At 37.3% G+C, this 21337-nt stretch carries 19 protein-coding genes; 5 read left to right on the forward strand and 14 right to left on the reverse strand.

Features of this window, described 5'->3' with window-relative positions; translation table 11 throughout:
• Positions 1–81 precede the first annotated feature (81 nt).
• The 12 genes from ACNART_RS01605 to ACNART_RS01660 form a co-directional block, all read right to left on the reverse strand.
• The gene (locus ACNART_RS01605; RefSeq protein ID WP_198619496.1) at positions 82–993 is read right to left on the reverse strand and encodes a dihydrodipicolinate synthase family protein; all 912 of its coding nucleotides are present in this window, start codon (positions 991–993) and stop codon (positions 82–84) included.
• 18 nt (positions 994–1011) lie between these two features.
• The gene (locus ACNART_RS01610; RefSeq protein ID WP_368926730.1) at positions 1012–1617 is read right to left on the reverse strand and encodes a DAK2 domain-containing protein; all 606 of its coding nucleotides are present in this window, start codon (positions 1615–1617) and stop codon (positions 1012–1014) included.
• 2 nt (positions 1618–1619) lie between these two features.
• On the reverse strand, positions 1620–2615 hold the full coding sequence (locus ACNART_RS01615; RefSeq protein WP_102086694.1) for a dihydroxyacetone kinase subunit DhaK: 996 nt from the start codon (positions 2613–2615) through the stop codon (positions 1620–1622).
• 135 nt (positions 2616–2750) lie between these two features.
• Positions 2751–4241, reverse strand: a complete 1491-nt coding sequence (locus ACNART_RS01620) for a tripartite tricarboxylate transporter permease (protein WP_368926726.1) — start codon at positions 4239–4241, stop codon at positions 2751–2753.
• Between the two features lie 15 nt (positions 4242–4256).
• On the reverse strand, positions 4257–4694 hold the full coding sequence (locus ACNART_RS01625) for a tripartite tricarboxylate transporter TctB family protein (RefSeq protein ID WP_102086692.1): 438 nt from the start codon (positions 4692–4694) through the stop codon (positions 4257–4259).
• Positions 4695–4725: 31 nt separating this feature from the next.
• A complete protein-coding gene (locus tag ACNART_RS01630) occupies positions 4726–5670 on the reverse strand; it encodes a tripartite tricarboxylate transporter substrate binding protein (RefSeq protein WP_102086691.1) in 945 nt (314 codons plus the stop codon).
• Positions 5670–6914 (reverse strand): PfkB family carbohydrate kinase, encoded by a 1245-nt coding sequence (locus ACNART_RS01635; RefSeq protein ID WP_102086690.1) that lies wholly within the window; start codon positions 6912–6914, stop codon positions 5670–5672. Before ACNART_RS01635 ends, ACNART_RS01630 begins: the two co-directional genes overlap by 1 nt.
• Before the next feature lie 313 nt (positions 6915–7227).
• Complete coding sequence (locus ACNART_RS01640; RefSeq protein WP_075673103.1) at positions 7228–7542, reverse strand: AzlD domain-containing protein; 315 nt, start codon at positions 7540–7542, stop codon at positions 7228–7230.
• The gene (locus ACNART_RS01645; RefSeq protein WP_226892290.1) at positions 7539–8252 is read right to left on the reverse strand and encodes an AzlC family ABC transporter permease; all 714 of its coding nucleotides are present in this window, start codon (positions 8250–8252) and stop codon (positions 7539–7541) included. The genes ACNART_RS01640 and ACNART_RS01645 overlap by 4 nt, the downstream gene beginning before the upstream one ends.
• 89 nt (positions 8253–8341) lie before the next feature.
• Positions 8342–9352, reverse strand: coding sequence for a substrate-binding domain-containing protein (locus ACNART_RS01650; RefSeq protein WP_198619491.1), 1011 nt, complete (start codon positions 9350–9352; stop codon positions 8342–8344).
• Positions 9353–9415: 63 nt separating this feature from the next.
• Positions 9416–10822, reverse strand: coding sequence for a sucrose-6-phosphate hydrolase (locus ACNART_RS01655; protein ID WP_102086688.1), 1407 nt, complete (start codon positions 10820–10822; stop codon positions 9416–9418).
• On the reverse strand, positions 10823–12193 hold the full coding sequence (locus tag ACNART_RS01660) for a sucrose-specific PTS transporter subunit IIBC (protein ID WP_349443118.1): 1371 nt from the start codon (positions 12191–12193) through the stop codon (positions 10823–10825). It lies immediately after the preceding gene.
• 676 nt (positions 12194–12869) lie between these two features.
• Between ACNART_RS01660 and dmsA the strand changes: the two genes are divergently transcribed.
• The 4 genes from dmsA (at position 12870) to dmsD (ending at position 17583) form a co-directional block, all read left to right on the forward strand.
• Entirely contained in the window at positions 12870–15308 is a 2439-nt protein-coding gene (gene dmsA / locus ACNART_RS01665) for a dimethylsulfoxide reductase subunit A (RefSeq protein ID WP_102086686.1), read from the forward strand.
• 11 nt (positions 15309–15319) lie between these two features.
• On the forward strand, positions 15320–15937 hold the full coding sequence (locus tag ACNART_RS01670) for a DMSO/selenate family reductase complex B subunit (RefSeq protein WP_023582154.1): 618 nt from the start codon (positions 15320–15322) through the stop codon (positions 15935–15937).
• Position 15938: 1 nt separating this feature from the next.
• Complete coding sequence (locus ACNART_RS01675; RefSeq protein WP_368926721.1) at positions 15939–16796, forward strand: DmsC/YnfH family molybdoenzyme membrane anchor subunit; 858 nt, start codon at positions 15939–15941, stop codon at positions 16794–16796.
• A gap of 175 nt (positions 16797–16971) precedes the next feature.
• Positions 16972–17583 carry a Tat proofreading chaperone DmsD gene (gene dmsD, locus ACNART_RS01680; RefSeq protein WP_198619488.1) on the forward strand — a complete coding sequence of 204 codons (612 nt, stop codon included), beginning with the start codon at positions 16972–16974 and terminating at the stop codon, positions 17581–17583.
• 72 nt (positions 17584–17655) lie between these two features.
• Here dmsD and ACNART_RS01685 read toward each other — a convergent pair whose 3' ends face one another.
• Positions 17656–18636 (reverse strand): macro domain-containing protein, encoded by a 981-nt coding sequence (locus tag ACNART_RS01685; RefSeq protein WP_198619487.1) that lies wholly within the window; start codon positions 18634–18636, stop codon positions 17656–17658.
• Positions 18633–19220, reverse strand: coding sequence for a DarT ssDNA thymidine ADP-ribosyltransferase family protein (locus ACNART_RS01690; RefSeq protein WP_198632146.1), 588 nt, complete (start codon positions 19218–19220; stop codon positions 18633–18635). The genes ACNART_RS01685 and ACNART_RS01690 overlap by 4 nt, the downstream gene beginning before the upstream one ends.
• A gap of 413 nt (positions 19221–19633) precedes the next feature.
• On the opposite strand from ACNART_RS01690, the gene kdpA reads away from it, so the two are divergent.
• Complete coding sequence (gene kdpA / locus ACNART_RS01695) at positions 19634–21337, forward strand: potassium-transporting ATPase subunit KdpA (RefSeq protein WP_368926719.1); 1704 nt, start codon at positions 19634–19636, stop codon at positions 21335–21337.

The raw sequence follows: 21337 nt of genomic DNA on the forward strand, positions 1-21337 counted from the left end.
GTATAGAAAAACCTATACTGCTTAAAAACACCAACATACAACCAATCAACTAAAATAACGGGGGCGTTTGTTTAACAAATTTTAATTAAGTGAAAAAGTGATACCTGCTTTTTTACATAATTGAGTCAGATTTTCTTTTAATTGTTGATTTTCTTCAGGCAATAAATCGAGTTGTGGCAAACGCATATGACCACCTTCTAAACCACGCATGGTTAATGCCGATTTAAATATTGCCATATTCGCGCCAGACTTAAGTGCATCACTAAATTTCACACAAAATTGTTGCCACTGTTTCGCTTCTTGGTAATTACCTGCGATATAAGCTTTATACATATTCACAAAAGGCTCAGGGAATACGCAAGCACAACCAGAAACCGTACCGTCACAGCCCGCATCTAATAAACCTAGGAATAATTTATCGTAGCCATGAAGGACGGAAAAATTATCGGCTACAGCAAGGTAGCTTAATGTTGTATTGTTATCAGCAAAACTGTATTTAATACCAATTACATTTTTACACTGTTGTTGTACTTTTGCCGCTAATTCAGGTTTTATATTATTTGCCGCACATTGCGGAATGTTATACAGATAAACAGGGAAATTATCCGGCACACTATTTGCCACTGTCACAAAATAGTTTTCTAATTCTCTGTCTGTCACACCAAAAAATTGTGGCGTCACCACACCAATACCATCGGCACCAATTTCAACTGCGTGTTTGGCTAATTCAATGGTTTCAGTTAATGTCATTGCACCAACATGAATAAAGACAGGTAAACGCTTATTCGCTGTTTCAACAACGGTTTTCGCAACATTTTTACGTTCTAATGCAGATAAACGCAACATCTCACCCGTTGTACCACAAGGATAAAGGCAATCAACGCCCTTGGTTACTAGCATTTCAGTTAATGCAGATAACGCTTTAATATCTACTTGATCGTTCGAATCAAACGGAGTAACCATTGCCACTGTAACGCCAAATAATTTTTTCATATAAAGACCTTTATTAAATCAGATTGCTTCAACAATAACTTTAATTGCCAACATACCCGGATCATCTAAACCAATAGATTTTTCTGGGAACATACGGGCTCGACCTAATAAATTAGGTTTTTGGCGAAATTCATTAAGCGTACTATCGACGCTTTGTAAGGCTGCTGCTTTTAAACTATCGATAGCTAAAGTTGGTTTTAGCGCTTCAGATAAATGGTAAAGAATATCGAGTACGGATTTTTGCCCTAACTCCCCTTTTCCCCTTGCCATCATGCTTTGGTATGCAATAGTTAATAGCGATGAAATGTCGGAGGACGATATTTCTTGAAGTTGGTTTTCTTTGCAGTATTTGGCCATTGCCATAAAAGCGGTTGCTTGCAATGTACCAAAAGAAGAAGCACAGGCTTTTTGTAATGATTTACTGCATTGGAAAAGTGCTTTGCTTAGATCTTCAGGCCAATCTTGTGAATCATCTGCAATTTGTCGCCAGCCTTTTTGCATGGTGATCCCTAAATCCCCATCACCTAGACGACTATCTGCTTCACATAGCATTGATTGAGATTGCTCGCAAGCAATAGCGATACGGATCACCGCTTGTTTGAGCATATCAAGCGTAATATTCATCGCTATACCCTCCAGAATGCACAATGAGCCGGTGCATTCATCAAGGCTTCTAGCTCATCATCCAATTTGCATAATGTTAAACTTGCACCGGTCATTTCCATGGATGTGGCATAACGTCCAACTAACGGATGCACAATTGTTGCACCTGTTTTATCAATCAGCTGTGCAATTTTGTTGTACAGAATATAAAGCTCTTCTAATGGTGTTGCGCCTAAAGAGTTAACTAATACAGAGACTTTATCTCCTGTTTTTAATGATAATTCTGTCTGTAAGCGATCAAACATCTCTTGTGCAATATCATCTGCGTTGCGTAATTTATCACGCCAAATTCCCGGTTCACCGTGAATACCCATCCCCATTTCCATTTCATCGTCACCAATTTCAAAAGTAGGATGTCCTACTGCGGGTAAGGTGCAAGATGTCAGCGCACAACCAATGGTTCGAGTATTTTCCATGGTTTTTTGAGCAACACGCGTGACTTCATCAAGTGTTGCACCTTCTTCGGCTTTGGCGCCCGCCATTTTAAAACCATAGATCATTCCAGCAACACCACGGCGTTTGTGCGCTTCTTCTGGTTTTGCTGAAGCCACATCGTCAGTAGCTAAAACGGTTGTACAACGAATATCATCTTCAAAATCGACAGTTTCGGTCGCCATATCAAAATTCATGATATCGCCACCATAATTGCCATAAAGTAACAATACACCTAAGCCACTGTTTGCTTCACGAATGGCATCTGCCATTAAATCGGCTGAAGGTGAAGCAAAAACATCGCCTACGGCGGCTGCATCTAATAAGCCCTCACCGACATATCCTGTAAATACAGGTAAGTGACCCGACCCGCCACCCGTTACAATACCCACTTTGGGCTTATTGGCTTTTTTCGAACGAGTAATCAATCTTGGCTGTGGTTGACGATAAATACCACCATGAGCAAGGCATAAGCCTGCTAATGTTTCATCGACATAATTTTCTGGCTTATTTAATATTTTTTTCATGTGATCACCCGATATTTTTATTTATCTGCTGATTTTTATCATCTTAAAAAAATCATTTCGTTTATTTAAGATGAGTTTTCCCTGATACTTAAAAAGCATCTCTATTTAAATAATTGTTTATAAATAAACGAGGCTTTATTTAGCTTTAAACGTACCTCTAATTTGCATAATAACAATGAATAAAAACACACTGGCTAATATCATCGAAATAGGCCTATTAACAAAATTAATAAAATCACCATCTGACTTCATTAATGATGAAAGTAAATTCTTTTCTAACATTGGCCCTAAAATCATGCCCAAAATAATGGGTGATATTGGGAATTTTCGTTCTTGAAGGAAATAGCCGATAACACCCATTACTAACATAACAACAATAGAAGACATCGTATTAGTAATTGCGTAAGAGCCTACGAGACTAAATAAGATAATTGCTGGATAAATAATTGCATTATCAATAGCAACGATCTTCTTCAATAAATTGACAACAATAAAAGCAATCGGTAATAAAATTAAATTAGCAATAAAGAAAATAATAAAGACAGCATACAATTTATCTGGGTTGAATAAAAATAGTGTTGGTCCTGGTTGCATATCTTTCATATACAAGACACCGATAATAATTGCAGCAGCAGAATCGCCCGGAATACCAAATACTAAAGATGGGATCCAACTTCCCGCTAAACTTGCATTATTACTTGCTGAAGCATCAACAATACCTTCTTCAGAACCATGACCATATTTTTCTGGGTTTTTAGAGAGTTTCTTTGAAACGGCATAAGAGATCCATGCCGCAATATCGGCACCCGCACCGGGTAAAGCACCAATTAATGTTCCTATTATTCCGCTACGGAAAATGCCGCCTTTACGCTGGCAAACAACACCACCAATTCCTTTAAAAATATTGTAAGAATTATTTTCAGCATTCACTTCACTTAGCGTGATTTGCTTTTCTTTCCAACGCTCAACGTAATATTTAATTGCACCGGAAATTGCAAATAATCCTATCATTGCTGGAATAAAACTTACACCTTGCATTAAAGAGACTTCACCGAAAGTAAAGCGTGCTTGCCCTGTAAATTCATCATAACCAATGGTGGATAATGCAATACCAAAGAACAGTGCTAATAAGCTTTTTCTAATATGTGAACCTGAAACAATAGTTGCACAGCTAAGCCCAATTAAAGACAGCCACATATATTCATAAGAACTAAATTTTAAAGCAAACTCAGCTAAAACTGGCGCTGTTGACGCTAATATAATTGTACCAATAACGCCACCAATCACAGAGCTTGTTAACGACATACCTAATACACGGTTGGCTTTACCTTCTTTAACTAAGCTGTGTGCATCATTGGTATAAGCCGCTGATGCAGGTGTACCCGGAATATTTAATAAAGCACCAGGAATATCACCTGCAAATATAGAAGACGCGCCAACAGAAATCATTAAGGCTAATGCAGGAATGGGATCAAGAAAAAAAGTAAATGGCACCATTAATGCGATAGCCATTGTTGATGTTAATCCAGGAATTGCACCAACAAATAAGCCAAATAAACAAGCACCAATAACGACAAGTATTGTTGTGTAATCAATATAAGCAAGGGCGCTAATTAATATATCCATACTGTTGTTCTCTATTTATGAAAATAGCTGAGGTAGCGGTACTAACAGTACAGCGGTAAATAAGTAATACACACCTAACACCACACTGGCTGAAATAATAAAACTGTATATAGGTTTTGTTGTTGCATACTTTATCATTAACGGTGCGGTAATAATTAATCCTGTTAAAATAAAACCTAGATAATCTGATACAAAAACATAAAAAAGAATAATTCCAATAATTAATAAAACAAATTTTATTTCATGCCATGAAACTAATGGAATATCACTTTCTTGATTGCGTGAAAATATATCTATTAATGAAAATATAATCATGCCACCGCCAATAATAGAAGGCATAAATGCGGCGCCATATTCACTAAAATCACCTAATGAATACGCACTATAAACAATAAGAAATAAACCAAAGCAGCAAAATATTAGCGATAGAATATGACGATTTAGCATAGGCATAAAAACGGCTGTTGTTCAGCCGTTTCCTCAGTTATTTCTTTATAATTTCACCAAACTTTTTATCTTCATTGGCCATAAATTGAGTGGCATCATCTCCATATAGCTCGATCACTTCAAATCCTTGTTTATTTGCAAACTCGGCTAATTCACCAGATGCATACACTTTTTTCATTGCAGCCGTGAGTTTATCTTGCACTTCTTTATCTAGCCCTTTTGGCGCAACTAGCATATTCCATGCTTGCAAATCCCAGTTATAAGGTGTGGCTTCTTTAAATAATGGTACATCAGGATAAAAAGCCGATTTCTCATTTGACATAATTGCCATATGCTTCACTAATCCTGCCTTTACCATACTGTCTGCCTCACCTAATGAAGAGGTCACAATATCAACACCACCAGAAGCAAGCTCTTGTAATGCAGCACTTGCACCTTGAGATGGGATAAAGCGAATGGCGTTATCAGGCAATCCTGCGGCACGCAACATACCAATAGTATTGAGATGCCAGATTGAATTTAACCCACTGCCAGATGCTTTTAATTTACCCGGATTTGCTTTTGCGTAATCAATAATTTCCTGTGCATTTTTAAATGGTGAAGATTTCCCAACCTGTAATCCACCATAAATAACGGCAAGACGTGTAATCGGTGTGTAATCTTGATAAGTTAAATTTGTCATTCCTTGATGATGCATCATGGTAATTTCAACCGTTGCAATACCTAATGTGTAACCATCGGGTTTTGCATTTTTAATGGCATCATGACCTACAACACCACTACCTCCAGTTTTATTTACCACATTAACGGTCACGCCTAATTCTTCTTGTAGCCCTTTAGCCGCTAGGCGTGCAACAGTATCAGTATTACCTCCCGCAGCCCAAGGAACAATAATAGTAATCGGCTTTTCTGGATATTGAGCAAAAGCTGGAAGTGTAAAAATGGAACTGCATAGGGTAAATGCCAGAAGTGTTTTTTTCATTATATGCACCTTTTCTCATTGCAGATTATTTGTGGTCGAATATCTTCGAGCCTTGATTTAAGGCGAGCCTGAACCTGAGAAAGTACAGGCATTGCTGTTACGCCTTTTTGTTCTATAAACGCAGAGAGGAAAGCACTGGCAAATAATACACTCTCATGCATTGTGCCTCCTGCCGCTATTTTTGAAGCAAATGCGCCATTAAAAGCATCCGTGGCTGCCATCGTATCCACTCGTAACGATGGCATAGGGGGAATATGAAAAGTGGCGCGTCCGTCAAAATAGACCACACCAAGCTCATCCATATAGATAATGACTTTCTTATTTTCATCACCTGAAATAACGTTAATCGCTTGTGTTGCGTCTTTAATATCGTTTATTTCAATGTCAGCCCAGTGTGATGCTTGATTTGCATTTAACGTAATAAAATCAAGAGTGGAATAAAGTTGCTTTAAATCTTCGCTGTAAGGTGCAACATTAAGTACGATAATTTTATTAACAGACTTTGCAAACATCGCTGCTTTAATATTGGCTTCTATATTAATTTCACCTTGGAGCAATAACACATCTGCCTCACTTACATAAGGCAAAGAAATATCAATCTCTTGCTCAGAGAATGTATTGTTCGCACCTAAATAAGTCGCTGTAATATTGTTTTGTGTTTTATCTGCTAAATAACTAATTGAACTGCCTGTCGGCTCTATTTCTGTTTGAAAAATAGTGAAAGAATCAATTCCACTTTCTTGTAAATATTTATATGCATATTTACTAAAATGATCTTCACCAACTTTTGTTATTAAATGCACTTTCGCATCAGAAAAACTGGCAGCCATTGCCTGATTTGTTCCTTTACCACCAGGACCTATCGAATTGCTTTTAGAGTTAATTAACTCTCCGACTTTTGGAAAAGAATCGACATTGGCAATAATATCTACCACAAATGACCCAAGCACACAGACTTTACCTTCTGGCTTTCTATCTTTACGTTCTCTCACGATTAATAAATCGTGCAATAAACATGAAATATCAAAACTATCACTAAATTTACTTATTTTTTTAATTTCTTGTTTCCCTAGTATGGCGCCACCATGACAACGTTTGATCAACCCTTCTCCTTCGAGGTATTTCAAATCACTGCGAATAGTTTCCAATGTGACACTGAATTTTTCCGCAAGCTGAGCCACTTTAACTTTCTTTTGTTCTCTGATAATGGTGTAAATTTCCTGTCGCCGTTCTTCTGAAAACATATAAAGTGCCTCCGTATCATTGATAACGAGAATAAGGAGATTAGGTCAGTGATTCTGCGATGGTATTCAAAACAAAAAACCAAAAACAGAAGCAAAACCAAATCAAAGCAATTTAGATCACATTTTTTTAACACAACATCAATTGGCATACGTTAAAAATGAGAGGTGAAACGAGTCGAATAATGAATGGAGATTTAGAAAAGAGAGGTAGAATCAGCCGTTCAAGAACGGCTGATAAAATAATAACTTAGATTATTACAGATGTGATAGTTTTAAAATGTAAATACCATGTTAAATAAAATCACCTTGGTATTTAATTTAACAAAGCATTAAGCAGATAAAAGCCCACTAATGTCAGCAACACGACCACTAAGGTATTACGTATTTTAAGCGCTAATCCTACACATAATAAGGTTCCCCAAAGATAAGGATTATCTAGAATACCTTTAAATTCGCCTTTTTCTAACAGCACAATGGGTGCACAAATTGCAGTTAATAAACAAGGTGCAGAATATCCTAATGCCTGTCTGATCACAGACGGTAATTTGACGGGGATCGCCGGTTCAAGAAAGAAATAACGCAACATAAAAATGACGAGTGCCAAAATTAATAATAACGACCATGTCATTTTTGTTCTCCTCTGGCTCTAGCAACACAAACAGCAATAAACATGCCTGTTAATCCACCAATCACTACGCCACCTTCTATATTCAACCAGCTGAAAATAATAGATAGGCAAAAAGAGACAATAACGCCTACTAATGTACTAAATGTTTTTATTAACGGAATAACAATTGCCAATAACGTGGCAACAATAGAAAAATCAAGATGATAACGAGATAAATCAGAAACTTGGCTTGCCATAATAATACCAACAATACTAACGGCAACCCACGCTAAATAAAAACATAATCCCGCACCTATCATATAAGCGGGTGTGAGTTTTACTTTAGGTTGTGCTGAAACAGCAAAAAGTTCATCCGTTAATAAAAAACCTATTGTAATGCGTTGATACCATTTTAAATGGGCAACATGAGGACGTAAGGTTAGTCCGTATAAAAGATGCTGAGCTGTAATAAAAAAGACAGAAACAATAATGGTCAGCATTCCCGCACCAGAAACCACTAATCCTAATGTCACCAATTGCGCCGCCCCTGCAAATATAATTGCAGACATTCCGACACTTTGTGCAAAGGTTAATCCTGCATCAACGGCCATTGATCCCGCTAATATTCCCCAAGGAATAACCGCAAGGCATAAAGGTAAAACATGCAAAGCACCAAGGCCAAAAGCACGCATTACTTGCCTATCTTCATTATTATTTTTGATTTTTTCCATTTACCTGTCTTCACTTTTAATACATTAATTCTATAGAGAATAATTATCAGTCAGTAAAGATAAATGATATTGCATAAAATTGCTCAATCTTATTTATGTCGTTGGTGTATTTTTGCTGGAACAAAAATTTGGTGAGTTTCTAAATTTGCTTGGTTAATTAATCCCATAATGAGTCGAAAGCAGTGAGAGGCTAATTCAGGATTATTTTGTGCAATAGTATCTATTGGTATCGATAATGAATCATAAAGATAGTGATCATCAAAGCCTGCTAAATAAACATCATCTTGCATGATTTTATTTTGGCTTAAATACCGTAATACACCCTCTAGCAAACCGCAGGCTGAAGTAAAAACAAACTTGGGTGGACGACCTAAAGACGCACATAAAGAGCCGAACATTTCATAGCCTGAACTTGGATGATAGTGCCCGTGAATGATCCACTCTGTTTTCAAATTAATATTGGCTTGAGAAAGCCCTTGCGTAAAACCTAAAAGGCGATCTTTTGTGGGTGAAATCGTTGATTGTCCACCTAAAAAGTAAAATTCATCAATGCCTTTTGTTGAAGCAATCTCCGCAATAAGTTGTTGTGTCGTGGTAGTTGAATCTGTGACAACAAAAGGTAATGTTGTACCGTCAAAATAACGGTCAAATAACACAACGGGAATTTGTTTACTTAAGCGCTGATATTCAAAATCATTTTGTAAACAAGAAGCCACAATCAAACCGTCGATTTGTCGTGATAACAAATGTTCTATTGCAAGAGTCTCTTGAGCCGCATTTTCATCCGTACAGGAAATAAGTAGCTGAATACCCGCTTCTCTACATAATATTTCTAGTTCATAAGCCACTGAGGCAAATCCGTAGTTAGTAATATCAGGAATAACCAATCCCAATGCATAACTGCGATTATCACGTAAAGAGCGAGCATGAATGTTAGGTTGATACTGATATTGTTGGGCAATAGAGGTAATACGCGCAATGGTGTCATCAGCAACACGCATCTCTTTACCTCGGCCATTCAATACCAAACTAGCTGTTGTTTTTGATACACCTGCTAGTTTTGCAATATCTGTAATAGTCGTACGCTTTTGTTTTTTCACTATTATTTTACTTAAGGCTGCATTTGCTGAATTTAAATTAATTTATTGTTTATCTAATCTTATTTAACTAAACAATGCATCATTTAATTGCCAAGTTGTTAGCTTTATTGTGTTTTTACCCGAAAAATTAATGATCTGTTTTGCTGAAGGGAAAAAACGACTACTCATCACACCCAAACCATGATTAAAGAAAATCTCCACGCTCGAACTGTCACATAATATTTGAAGATGTTTTATATCACCAGACCAGAAACGTGATTGCCATTCACCATTTTTAACACTACGACGTTTTAATATTGCTTGATTATTCTCAATGGTTAATTCAAGTGAATCAGAAAATTGAATTAAGAGAGAGTCTATTAATTCCACCTCTAATTCAACACAAAACCCGTTAATTTCAGGCGCATCATCTGCAATGCCTTGCCAATATTGTACATTTTGTCTGAGTTGCTGTAATTCTTTTACGGGTTGCTGATAAAGTTGCCCTTCGCTTATTTGTAATTCACGAGGACAGGTCATTTGATGTATCCAGCCATTAGCAATGGTCGGTTGATACATTTCCTCTCCATCAGGAACCCCCATCCAACCAAATAATAAACGCCTACCATTAACTTGTGTGGTTTGCGGCGCATAAAACTCAAAACCTGCATCAAGTTCGATTAAATCACCATGTTGAAACTGCAATGTTGAATAATCAAAACTGCCCATTAAATAAGCACTAGAGTGCGAATTTAAAAATCGATATTGTTCTTTTTTTATTCCTTGAGGACAGGTTAATAAAATAAAGTGTCCACTAAGTTCAAAGAGATCTGGGCATTCCCACATATAACCCACATCATCTAATCCACCTAAATGACTTCCTGCTAACTCGCCTATTAATTGCCATTGATATAAGTGAGATGCGCGATAAAGTAAAACCTTACCCTGTTTATCTAACGTTTGCGCCCCTAACACCATGTACCATTTATCGTTGTGTTGCCAAATTTTAGGATCACGAACATGTCCGCTATAACCTTCAGGAAGCCCTAAAACAGGCCCTAACTTATCAAAACCACCCTGCTGGTTTTCAACTGCTAAACACTGCCATGCAGTACGAGAACCATCATCAAATTTTACATTTCCGGTATAACAAAGCGTTAATTGTCCTTGATTGATCACAGCACTGCCAGAATAACAGCCATCTTTGTCATAAAATTCATCAGGCAATAAAGCAATAGGTTGATGTTGCCAAGTAATAAGATCCTTTGAACGCCAATGCCCCCAACATTTATTTTTATGCTCACAAGACAGAGGCGCCCATTGATAGAAAAGATGATAATACTTACCATCAAAACAAAACCCATTGGGATCATTTAATAACCCAGTTATTGGCGCTAAATGCCAACGCGGATAGTATTTATCTTTTGCAGCTTTAGCACTATTACGCATAACCGCTTGTAAAATTGCAGATAATCCTTCGCTTTTTGTCATTTATGCAGACTCCACTTTATATTTCAGTAAAAGAGAAAGAACAAAAGCTGTTAAGAATGCGATCACTAAACCAATAACATAATTAATAATTGAACCCGTTTGTACAATCGCAATACCCGGAATAGCGGTAAGACCAACAGCGGTCATATAAACGTGAGAGCCAACAACCCAAGCGCCTCCAGCAGCACCTCCAATTAGTGCAGCAATAAAAGGTTTACCATAACGCAAATTAATCCCGAAAATTGCCGCCTCTGTAATACCTAACATCGCGGAGAAACCCGATGGGATCGTAATAGCTTTAATTTTCGCATCGTTGGTTTTAAACCAAACGGCAATACAGGCTCCTCCTTGTGCAATATTAGCCATCGCCCAAATAGGTAATAAGAAATTTACGCCAATATTCGGATTCCCTAATAATCCAGCTTCGACTGCATGGAAACTATGGTGTATTCCTGTAATAACAATAACAGAATAAAGACCACCAAAAATAAGCCCTGCAATCCAACCTGCCTGCGTAATTAACGTACTTAGTATTAATGAAATACCATCACCTAAAAGACGACCGACAGGTCCAATCACTAATAACGCAACAAAGCCTGAAATAATAACGGTTAAAAATGGCGTGATAATTAAATCAAGTGCATTAGGAACAACTTTACGTAATTGTTTTTCCAGTACACTCATAAACCAAACTGCCAGTAATACTGGGAAAACAGTTCCTTGATAGCCAATCATGGCGACTTCTAACCCAAAAAAATTCATGGTATTAAATCCAGCCGCAACCCCCCACGCGTTAGTTAAGGCTGGATGCGTTAAAATTCCGCCTAATGTCGCGCCAAGATAAGGATTTCCGCCAAATTCTTTTGCAGCAGTAAAACCAATAAGAATGGGCAAAATAATAAAAGCCGCGGAGCTACACATATCAAGCATGATATAGAGTGCATTATCGGGACTTACCCACTGGTTAGTTTTCATTAATCCCAGCAATCCCATTAATAAGCCTGACGCTACAATGGCAGGAATAATAGGGACAAAGATATTGGAAAGCAGTCTAGCTATTCGTTGAAATGGATTGAGCTTTTTAGCCGCAATATTTGCAGCCTCAGATTTACTAGATTCACTAATACCTGCGGCAGCAATAAATGCAGCATGTACTTTATTAACTAACCCTGTGCCGAAAATGACCTGAATTTGCCCAGCGTTACTAAAACACCCTTTTACACCCTCTAATTTATTTATTGCCTCTTTATCTGCTTTTGAGTCATCAACAAGAACAAGTCTTAAGCGCGTAGCGCAATGTGCTGCACTTGCGATATTTTCAGCACCACCTAATAAAGGCACAAGCTGGTGAGCAACTTTTTCAATATTCATCATAGCCTCTGTCATTCTTTTTTATTTATGTAGCGAGTATTTAGTTTAATTGAAAACTAAAACGGTTTAGCTAACAATTGGATTAAATAAAAATCAATTCAAGATAGCAATAAAAACTCAGGTAAAGGTCGTTTAATTGTGATCTTAATTACAAAAAAGCACGTTTATTAATCATGTTTTGACTCTTTTAAATAATTAAAAACAACGAAAGCTAAACTAGCTTTAATTTTTGTTTAGCTAAATGGGTTAATTAGTTGTTAGATAATTACAGCCCCTAAAAATGATAGTTAAGCATGAATAAAAATGACTATTGAACCAACAAAATCATATAGATATAAACAAGTAAGCAGGCTTAATAAATGTTACTGATAACATCCAAACACTTAACTAATCGTTATATATTTATTTATATAAAGGTTATTAATCAAATGATTAAATACAACCAATACAAAAACTTAAGATAATCTTAAAAACTGGTAACGCTTGTAATAAATCACTTTTCTTTGATGTAAAGCAACTACAACTTTCAGGAAATACGTAGTATCCACATTAACAGTTGGGTTTTATTGCCTACGTTAAAGTGCTTATTTTTTAACAACAATAACAATCATTATTTCTTTATAAGCTTATTAGCTGCTGTTTTTTCTTAAAATTTTAATAATCAAGTGAGTAATGTATGAAAAACATCAAAGAGATGGCGTTACTTTCCACTCCCTTATCTCGCCGTCGTTTTGTAAAAACAGGTGCAGCGGGTGGTTTAGCGATAACCGCAGGTGGATTATCACTCCCCTTTCATCAAGCCATTGCCTCGGAAACAAAACCAACAACGAATAGCGAAAAAGTCGTGTGGAGCGCATGTACTGTAAACTGCGGTAGTCGTTGCCCATTACGTATGCATGTGATTGATGGTGAAATTAAATACGTTGAAACCGACAACACGGGCAATGATGTCTACGAAGAATTACATCAAGTGCGTGCTTGTTTACGTGGTCGTTCTATGCGTCGCCGTGTTTACAACCCAGACCGTTTACGTTATCCAATGAAACGTGTAGGTAAACGTGGTGAAGGTAAATTTGAACGTATTTCATGGGATGAAGCGTTTGATACTATTTCAGATACCATGAAACGTTTAATCAAAGATTATGGTAATGAATCTATTTATCTAAACTACGGTACAGGAACATTAGGTGGCACCATGACGAAGTCTTGGCCACCAGGTGCAACATTAATTGCACGTTTAATGAATTGTTGTGGCGGTTATCTGAATCATTATGGTGACTATAGTACGGCGCAAATCGCAGCGGGCTTAAATTATACTTATGGTGGTTGGGCAGATGGTAATAGCCCTTCAGATATTGAAAACACCAAACTTGTCGTGATGTTCGGTAATAATCCGGGTGAAACCCGTATGAGTGGTGGCGGTGTCACCTATTACGTTGAACAAGCTCGTGAAAAATCTGATGCACGAATGATTATCATCGATCCACGCTATACCGATACGGGTGCTGGTCGTGAAGATGAATGGATCCCAATTCGTCCAGGAACAGATGCTGCATTAGTTAATGCATTAGCTTATGTCATGATTAAAGAAGACTTAGTTGATAAGCCTTTCTTAGATAAATATTGTGTTGGTTACGATGAAACCACTATGCCAGAGGGTGCGCCAAAAAATGGCCACTATAAAGCCTATATTTTAGGTAATGGTGCAGATGGTCAGCCAAAAACGCCTGAGTGGGCGGCGCAGATCACTGGTATTCCTGCTTCACGCATTGTTAAATTAGCCCGTGAAATCGCAACAGCGAAACCTGCTTATATTACACAAGGCTGGGGTCCTCAACGTCGTTCTAACGGTGAGCTTGCTTCTCGTGCTATCGCAATGCTCTCTATTTTAACGGGTAATGTGGGAATTAACGGCGGTAATACTGGCGCTCGTGAAGGCTCTTACAGTATTCCTTTTGTTCGTATGCCAACCTTTACTAACCCTGTTACCACCAGCATTTCTATGTTTATGTGGACAGATGCCATTTTACGTGGTCCAGAAATGACGGCAACCCGTGACGGTGTTCGTGGTAAAGACAAACTTGATGTACCAATCAAAATGGTATGGAACTACGCGGGCAACTGCTTAGTAAACCAACATTCTGAAATCAATCGTACTCATGACATTTTGCAAGACGATAAAAAATGCGAAATGATTGTGGTGATCGATAACCATATGACAGCATCTGCTAAGTATGCCGACATTCTACTTCCTGATTGCACAGCATCAGAACAAATGGATTTCTGTATGGATGCATCAGCAGGTAATATGGCTTATGTTATTTTCGCTGATCAGGCAATCAAACCTCGCTTTGAAAGCCGTAATATCTATGAAATGACAAGCGAAATTGCAAAACGCATGGGTGTGGGTGAAAAATTCACTGAAAACCGAACACAAGAAGAGTGGCTACGTCACCTTTATGAGCAATCTCGTCAAAACTTACCTGAATTGCCGACTTTTGAAGAATTCCGTGCTCAAGGTATCTTCAAAAAACGCGATCCTGAAGGTCATCACGTTGCTTATCGTAAATTCCGTGAAGATCCTGAAAACAACCCATTAACAACGCCATCAGGTAAAATTGAGATTTATTCTTCTCAACTTGCCGACATTAAAGCGACATGGGAACTCGCGTCTGACGATGTGATTGATCCACTGCCTATCTACTCTGCTGGTTTTGAAAGCTATGGCGATCCAGCAATGGAAAAATATCCATTACAAATGACAGGATTCCACTATAAATCACGCACTCACTCAACGTATGGCAACGTTGATGTCTTAAAGGCAGCTTGCCCTCAAGAAATATGGATCAACCCTGTTGATGCTACTAAACGCGGTATCAAACACGGTGATTTAGTGCGTATTTATAACGATCGTGGTGAAGTTCGGATCAATGCGAAAGTCACACCTCGTATTTTACCGGGCGTGGTCGGCTTAAGCGAAGGTGCTTGGTATAACCCAGACAGTAATCGAATTGATCACGCAGGTAGTATTAACGTGTTAACGACACAACGCCCTTCACCTCTCGCTAAGGGTAATCCTTCTCACAGTAATCTTGTTGAAGTCGTCAAGGCGTAAGGAGTCTGGTTATGTCAACGCAATATGGTTTTTATATTGATTCAAGTCGTTGCACCGGCTGCAAAACCTGTGAACTGGCGTGCAAGGATTTTAAAAATTTATCCCCTGAAGTGAATTTCCGCCGTATTTATGAATATGCGGGTGGTGATTGGACTGAGCAAGATGGCGTTTATACACAAAACGTGTTTGCTTATTACCTATCTATTTCGTGTAACCACTGTGATGATCCAGCTTGTGCCAAAGTTTGCCCAAGTGGCGCGATGCATAAACGTGAAGACGGCTTTGTTGTTGTTAATGAAGATATTTGTATCGGTTGTCGTTATTGTCATATGGCTTGCCCTTACGGCGCACCGCAATTTGATGAAGTCAAAGGTCATATGACCAAATGTGATGGTTGCTATGAACGTGTGGCTGAAGGCAAAAAACCTATTTGTGTCGAATCTTGTCCACTGCGTGCATTAGATATGGCACCTATTGAAGAGTTACGCGCTAAATATGGTGATTTAGCTGAAATTGCACCACTTCCTTCAGCAAAATACACCAAACCAAATATTGTCCTTAAATTAAATGCCAATAGCCGTCCTGTGGGTGATACCACTGGTCATCTGGCAAACCCAGAGGAGGTGTAAGATGGTGGGATTGCATGAATGGCCACTAATGTTTTTTACTGTTATCGGCCAAAGTGTTGCGGGTGCCTTTATTATTATGGGGTGCGCTATCCTTTCGGGTAAGCTTTCCGCAGAAATGAACCGAAAAGTGCATTACAGCATGTTTGGACTCTGGGCATTAATGGGTATTGGCTTCTTATTATCCATGATGCATATGGGAACCCCATTACGCGCATTTAACTCATTACTTCGTTTGGGTCACTCATCATTAAGTAATGAAATTGCTAGCGGTTCAATTTTCTTTGCGCTGGGAGGTATTTACTGGTTACTGGCTGTACTTAATAAAATGCCTGCTGCATTAGGCAAATTATGGGTCGCACTGGTTATGGTATTAGCTGCATTATTTATTACGGCTATCTCTCGTGTATACCAAATTGATACTGTTCCGACTTGGTATAACAGCTATACCACATTTAATTTTGCGCTAACGGCCTTTATCTGTGGCCCTATTTTAGCGGCACTCTTAATGCGTATTGCAGGTTTTAATCTAAACTGTGTCAGTGCATTGCCATTACTCAGTGTTATCGCCATTCTTGTGAGTGCTATTGTGGCAACATCACAAGGTTTTGAATTAGGTTCTATTCAAACCTCTGTGCAAAAAGCGGTGGATTTAGTCCCTAACTATGGAGCTTTGATGGGGATTAAATTAGTGGCTTTAGTCTTAGGCTTGAGTTGTTGGATTACCCCACTGTTACGTAAAAATAACCCTTCGATTGCTTTGTTAACATTGGGCTTTATTTTAGTGTTTGCTGGTGAGTTTATAGGACGCGGCGTGTTCTATGGTTTACATATGACTGTCGGCATGGCAGTCGTGGGTTAATTAATTTCTCACCCTTCTAAACCGCTGTAATAGTTAAAAAGCACACTCTTTTTATCTGTTATGGCGGTTTTCCTTTTATATTACGGTATCGCTCTTTTTTAATCTTCGTCATTATGTTTAGATAGAAAATCGCATATAGTAAAGACAATAAATCTAAGCGGATTATAAAAATATTATGGAACAACAACTTATTACTGATATTTCTCTCACTGCCCGTATTTTAGGCGCGGCTTTTTATTATGCACCTACTGAGAAAAGTGACATTGTCGAGCTGCTGTCTAGTCAAAAGTGGGTTGAAGAATGGCCTTATGGCAGTGATGAAGAAAAGCAACGCATTGCTAACCTTCTTTCACAAACTGCATTAGCGGAAGAAACTTTAGCACAGGCATATCAACGTTTATTTGTTGGCCCTTACGCACTGCCTGCGCCACCTTGGGGCTCTGTTTACCTTGATCATGAAAATGTATTATTCGGTAATTCAACATTAGATCTACGTGAATGGATGCTAGAAAATGGCATTGATATTGCGTTAACTCAAAATGAACCTGAAGATCATTTTGGTTTAATGGTGATGATGGTGGCATGGATTGCAGAAACTCGTCCTGAAAAATTAAATGAGCTATTAGCAGAACACCTTCTGCCGTGGGGTTATCGTTATTTAGAGAAGTTATCTCTGCAAGGTGCATTCCCTTATTATGAAGGTTTAGCTATGCTGGCGACATTAACGCTAAAAAACTGGCAATCTCTGCTAAATATCACCCCTGCTGAAAAACAGTTATTTTGCTAATAACTGTTTTACTAATAACAAAATAGCGTTATTAATAGATAGACCAGCCTTAATGGCTGGTTTTTTATAATATTACTTCAAATTATAGTTAAATTCATATTGACCTAATATATTCTCTTGGATAAACCCTATATTAATCATTTTTTCGATTATCACTTTTTTGGTGTCATTATTTTCCAAAAGAATGGAAGTGAAAATATCTTTATTAGAAATAATTTCAACTATATTAATTAGTTCTGAAAATTCGTCTTTTCCATCTAACTCATTAAGTAATTCAATATAGATTTTTAGTTTTGGAACTATTTTTTTAAACTCATTTTCCATTTTTTTTGATATATGAGTATTAATATAATTATCTATAAAAGAATCAAAATTAACACTTTGTTTTTCTTTTAAATTTCTAAGATCATTCGTAATAACATCAAGATCATTTGAATAAGCTCTACCGTAAACAACACTAAAATTAAAAGAGTTATAACCCGATAGTTTCTGACATAAATAAAATAAAGTATTTAAGCTATATCTTCTTTTATCTTTAAGATGCGACATAGCATAAAGTACAATTAAATGATCTATATTTAATAGAGCTTTATCTTTAGAATCTATATTTTTTGTTATTGGTGCATATAATAAAATATCGACATTTTCTAAATCTGAAAATATATTTATAATGAGTTCTTCTACTCGGTTCCAATCCAATCCACCATTGCCACAACCTAATGGTGGTAATGCTATTGAGTTAATTTTTCTTTTTATTATTTCTTCTTTTAACGTTAATAGTCCTTTTTCGATATATTCATATTGTGATTTTTTGCGCCATGTATCTTTTGTAGGAAAATTAACAATTAATTTTCCTTTTTCGCTAGTAATAAGAATATTGCCAATCTTAAATCTATTTTCATCACAAGCGGTTTTATAATTTATAAAATTTTTCGGGAATTTTTCTTTGAATTGATAGGCAATGCCTTTACCCATCACACCTTGGCAGTTAACCGCATTAACCAATGCGGTTGTATTCGATTCAAAAATATCACCTGAAGAATATATAATCATTTTTTTACGCAGAAATGTTCCATGATATCGACATGTATATTTAACTTATTTTTTTTCAATAAGTCTCTCACAACATCTTCCATATTAGCATCTTTTACATAAATATTGAAAAAAGAACTTGCAAGAACAGTATCAGGGGAAAGACACTCCGCCATACAAACAAGTTTACACATTGTATCTTTATAATCTCTTTTATCTAATAACTCCCAGTTTATGGCTTCCATGCCTTCATCATAGCTCATTATATCCACTCCCTCTGACGCTAAAGGATGTGCCGGAATTATTTTCCAATTATTAACTTTAGCTAAATTACGGCGAACAGTTATAACGCAAAAATCAAGATCTTTATTGTCAACCAATACGCGACCATCAAATGGATTACCGGCGAAAAAGTGAAATGGTACCATTTGTTCAAGTGTTTTTGCCTCTCTTCCTTGTATTATATTTCCATCAGCTACATCAATAAAATCATCACTCAGTGAAGCTCTTGAGCGCAATCCTGTTTCTAAGATATTTGGTAAATTATCTAGACATGTCAAATGATAAAGCAAGGCTTTGTCGCGAATAGAAGTATTTTCAGACATAGTAACTCTTTATATAATGGAATAATTAAATTAAACAATTCTTTATTTTATTTAAAATAAAGTCGAGAACAAAACAATGCATTATAAAAAGAATATTGTCACATTAATTAATCTAATTACATTTATATTAATTCATATTTTTAATTATCAATGATTTTATATTAAGTGAATTATTAAAATTCATTTTTAATAATTTCATTTCGATATCATTATTATGAATAATCCCCATTTTTATACTTTTTTTACACTTCTCACCTCTCTTTTATCAACATCTTTACAGCCCATTCAGTACGCTCACTCAATCTAAATAGTAAAAGGATTGTTCTGATGCTGATATTCGGTGCTGTGACGTTAGTTGTTTTGCTCACTGCTTATCTTATCTATGTGTTATTCCACGCAGAGGCATTTTAAAAATGGCAACAACGATGTTGATCTATCTTGCTGTTTTTCTGATCACATTATTAGTGATGGGGAAAATGCTTGGACATTATTTAGCTCGCCTTATTGAAGGTGACTTACCTCATTGGGTTACTCAAACCGAACATGTTATTTGGCGTTGTTGTGGTTTTAAGCCCGCAGGAAAAGCAATCCAGCCGATGAGCTGGTATCACTATATGCTTGCCCTACTTATTTTTAACTTAATGGGCGCAATTCTATTATTTGTCATACTGCTTAACCAAGGCTATTTACCTTTAAACCCTCAATTTGCATCTAATATGAATTGGGACTTAGCGTTAAATACCACAATTAGCTTTATCACTAATACTAATTGGCAAGCTTACAGCGGTGAAACCGCAGTGAGTTATTTAAGCCAAATAACAGGGCTTGCAGTGCAAAACTTCTTATCTGCAACAACGGGTATTGCTGTCGCTTTTGTTTTAATTAGAGCGCTAACACAGTCCTCTTGTTCCTCATTAGGGAATGCATGGGTCGATATTGGGCGCATTACATTATATGTCCTACTCCCTTTATCAATTGTTTGGTCACTGTTATTTGTCAGCCAAGGGGTAATACAAAACTTTCACCCAGCGATATTAAGCCAAGGTCTTGATGGTCAACAGCAATGGTTACCTATGGGGCCAGTTGCTTCTCAAGAAGCCATTAAATTGTTAGGAACAAATGGCGGTGGCTATTTCGCGGCAAACTCTGCCCATCCTTACGAAAATCCAACATCATTAAGTAACTTCTTGCAGATACTTGCCATATTTCTTATTCCTACTGCCTTATGTTTTGCCTTTGGTCGTTTAAGTGGATCACAGCGCCAAGGTCATACCTTACTTTGGGCTATGACGTTTATTTTTATTGTTGCTGTTATTGTGGTCACTTGGGCTGAATGGCAAGGAAATCCAGAATTTATCTTTGCTGGTACAGATAGCTCGCTGAATATGGAAGGCAAAGAAACGCGCTTTGGAATAATAGGTAGCGCTATTTTTGTTGCTGTCACAACAGCAGCATCTTGTGGTGCAGTTAATGCCATGCATGACTCATTAACCGCTTTAGGTGGCATGGTGCCAATGTGGTTAATGCAAACAGGAGAAGTGGTATTTGGTGGTGTAGGATCAGGATTTTACGGCATGATCCTCTATGTATTATTAGCGGTGTTTATCGCTGGATTAATGGTTGGTCGAGCACCTGAATACCTTGGTAAAAAGATTGGTGTTGCCGAAATGAAATGGGTAGCGGTTGCTATTTTAATTTCTCCTGCTGTTGTTTTATTAGGTACAACCCTCGCCTTATTTACTGATGTTGGTCGTGAAGCCATTTTAAATCCGGGTCCTCATGGCTTTAGTGAAGTGTTATATGCCTTTACTTCTGCTGCTAATAATAACGGTAGTGCTTTTGCTGGGCTTAATGCCACCTCACCTTTTTACAATCTATTATTAGGGCTTTCCATGTTGATTGGTCGCTTTGGTGTCATGTTACCTGTTTTAGCTATCGCAGGTAGTTTAGCCGTGAAAAAGCGTCAGCCAGAAAGCTTGGCAACACTCTCTACCACTTCACCGCTATTTATTTTGTTATTGATCCTCACTGTATTAATGATCGGCGCTTTAACTTTTGTTCCGGCATTAGCACTTGGCCCTATTGCAGAACACCTACAGCTGTTCTGGGCTAAATAA

Origin of the sequence: Proteus sp. LHD240705 (genome assembly GCF_047921555.1) — a bacterium.
In the GTDB taxonomy this organism is placed as follows: Bacteria; Pseudomonadota; Gammaproteobacteria; order Enterobacterales; family Enterobacteriaceae; genus Proteus.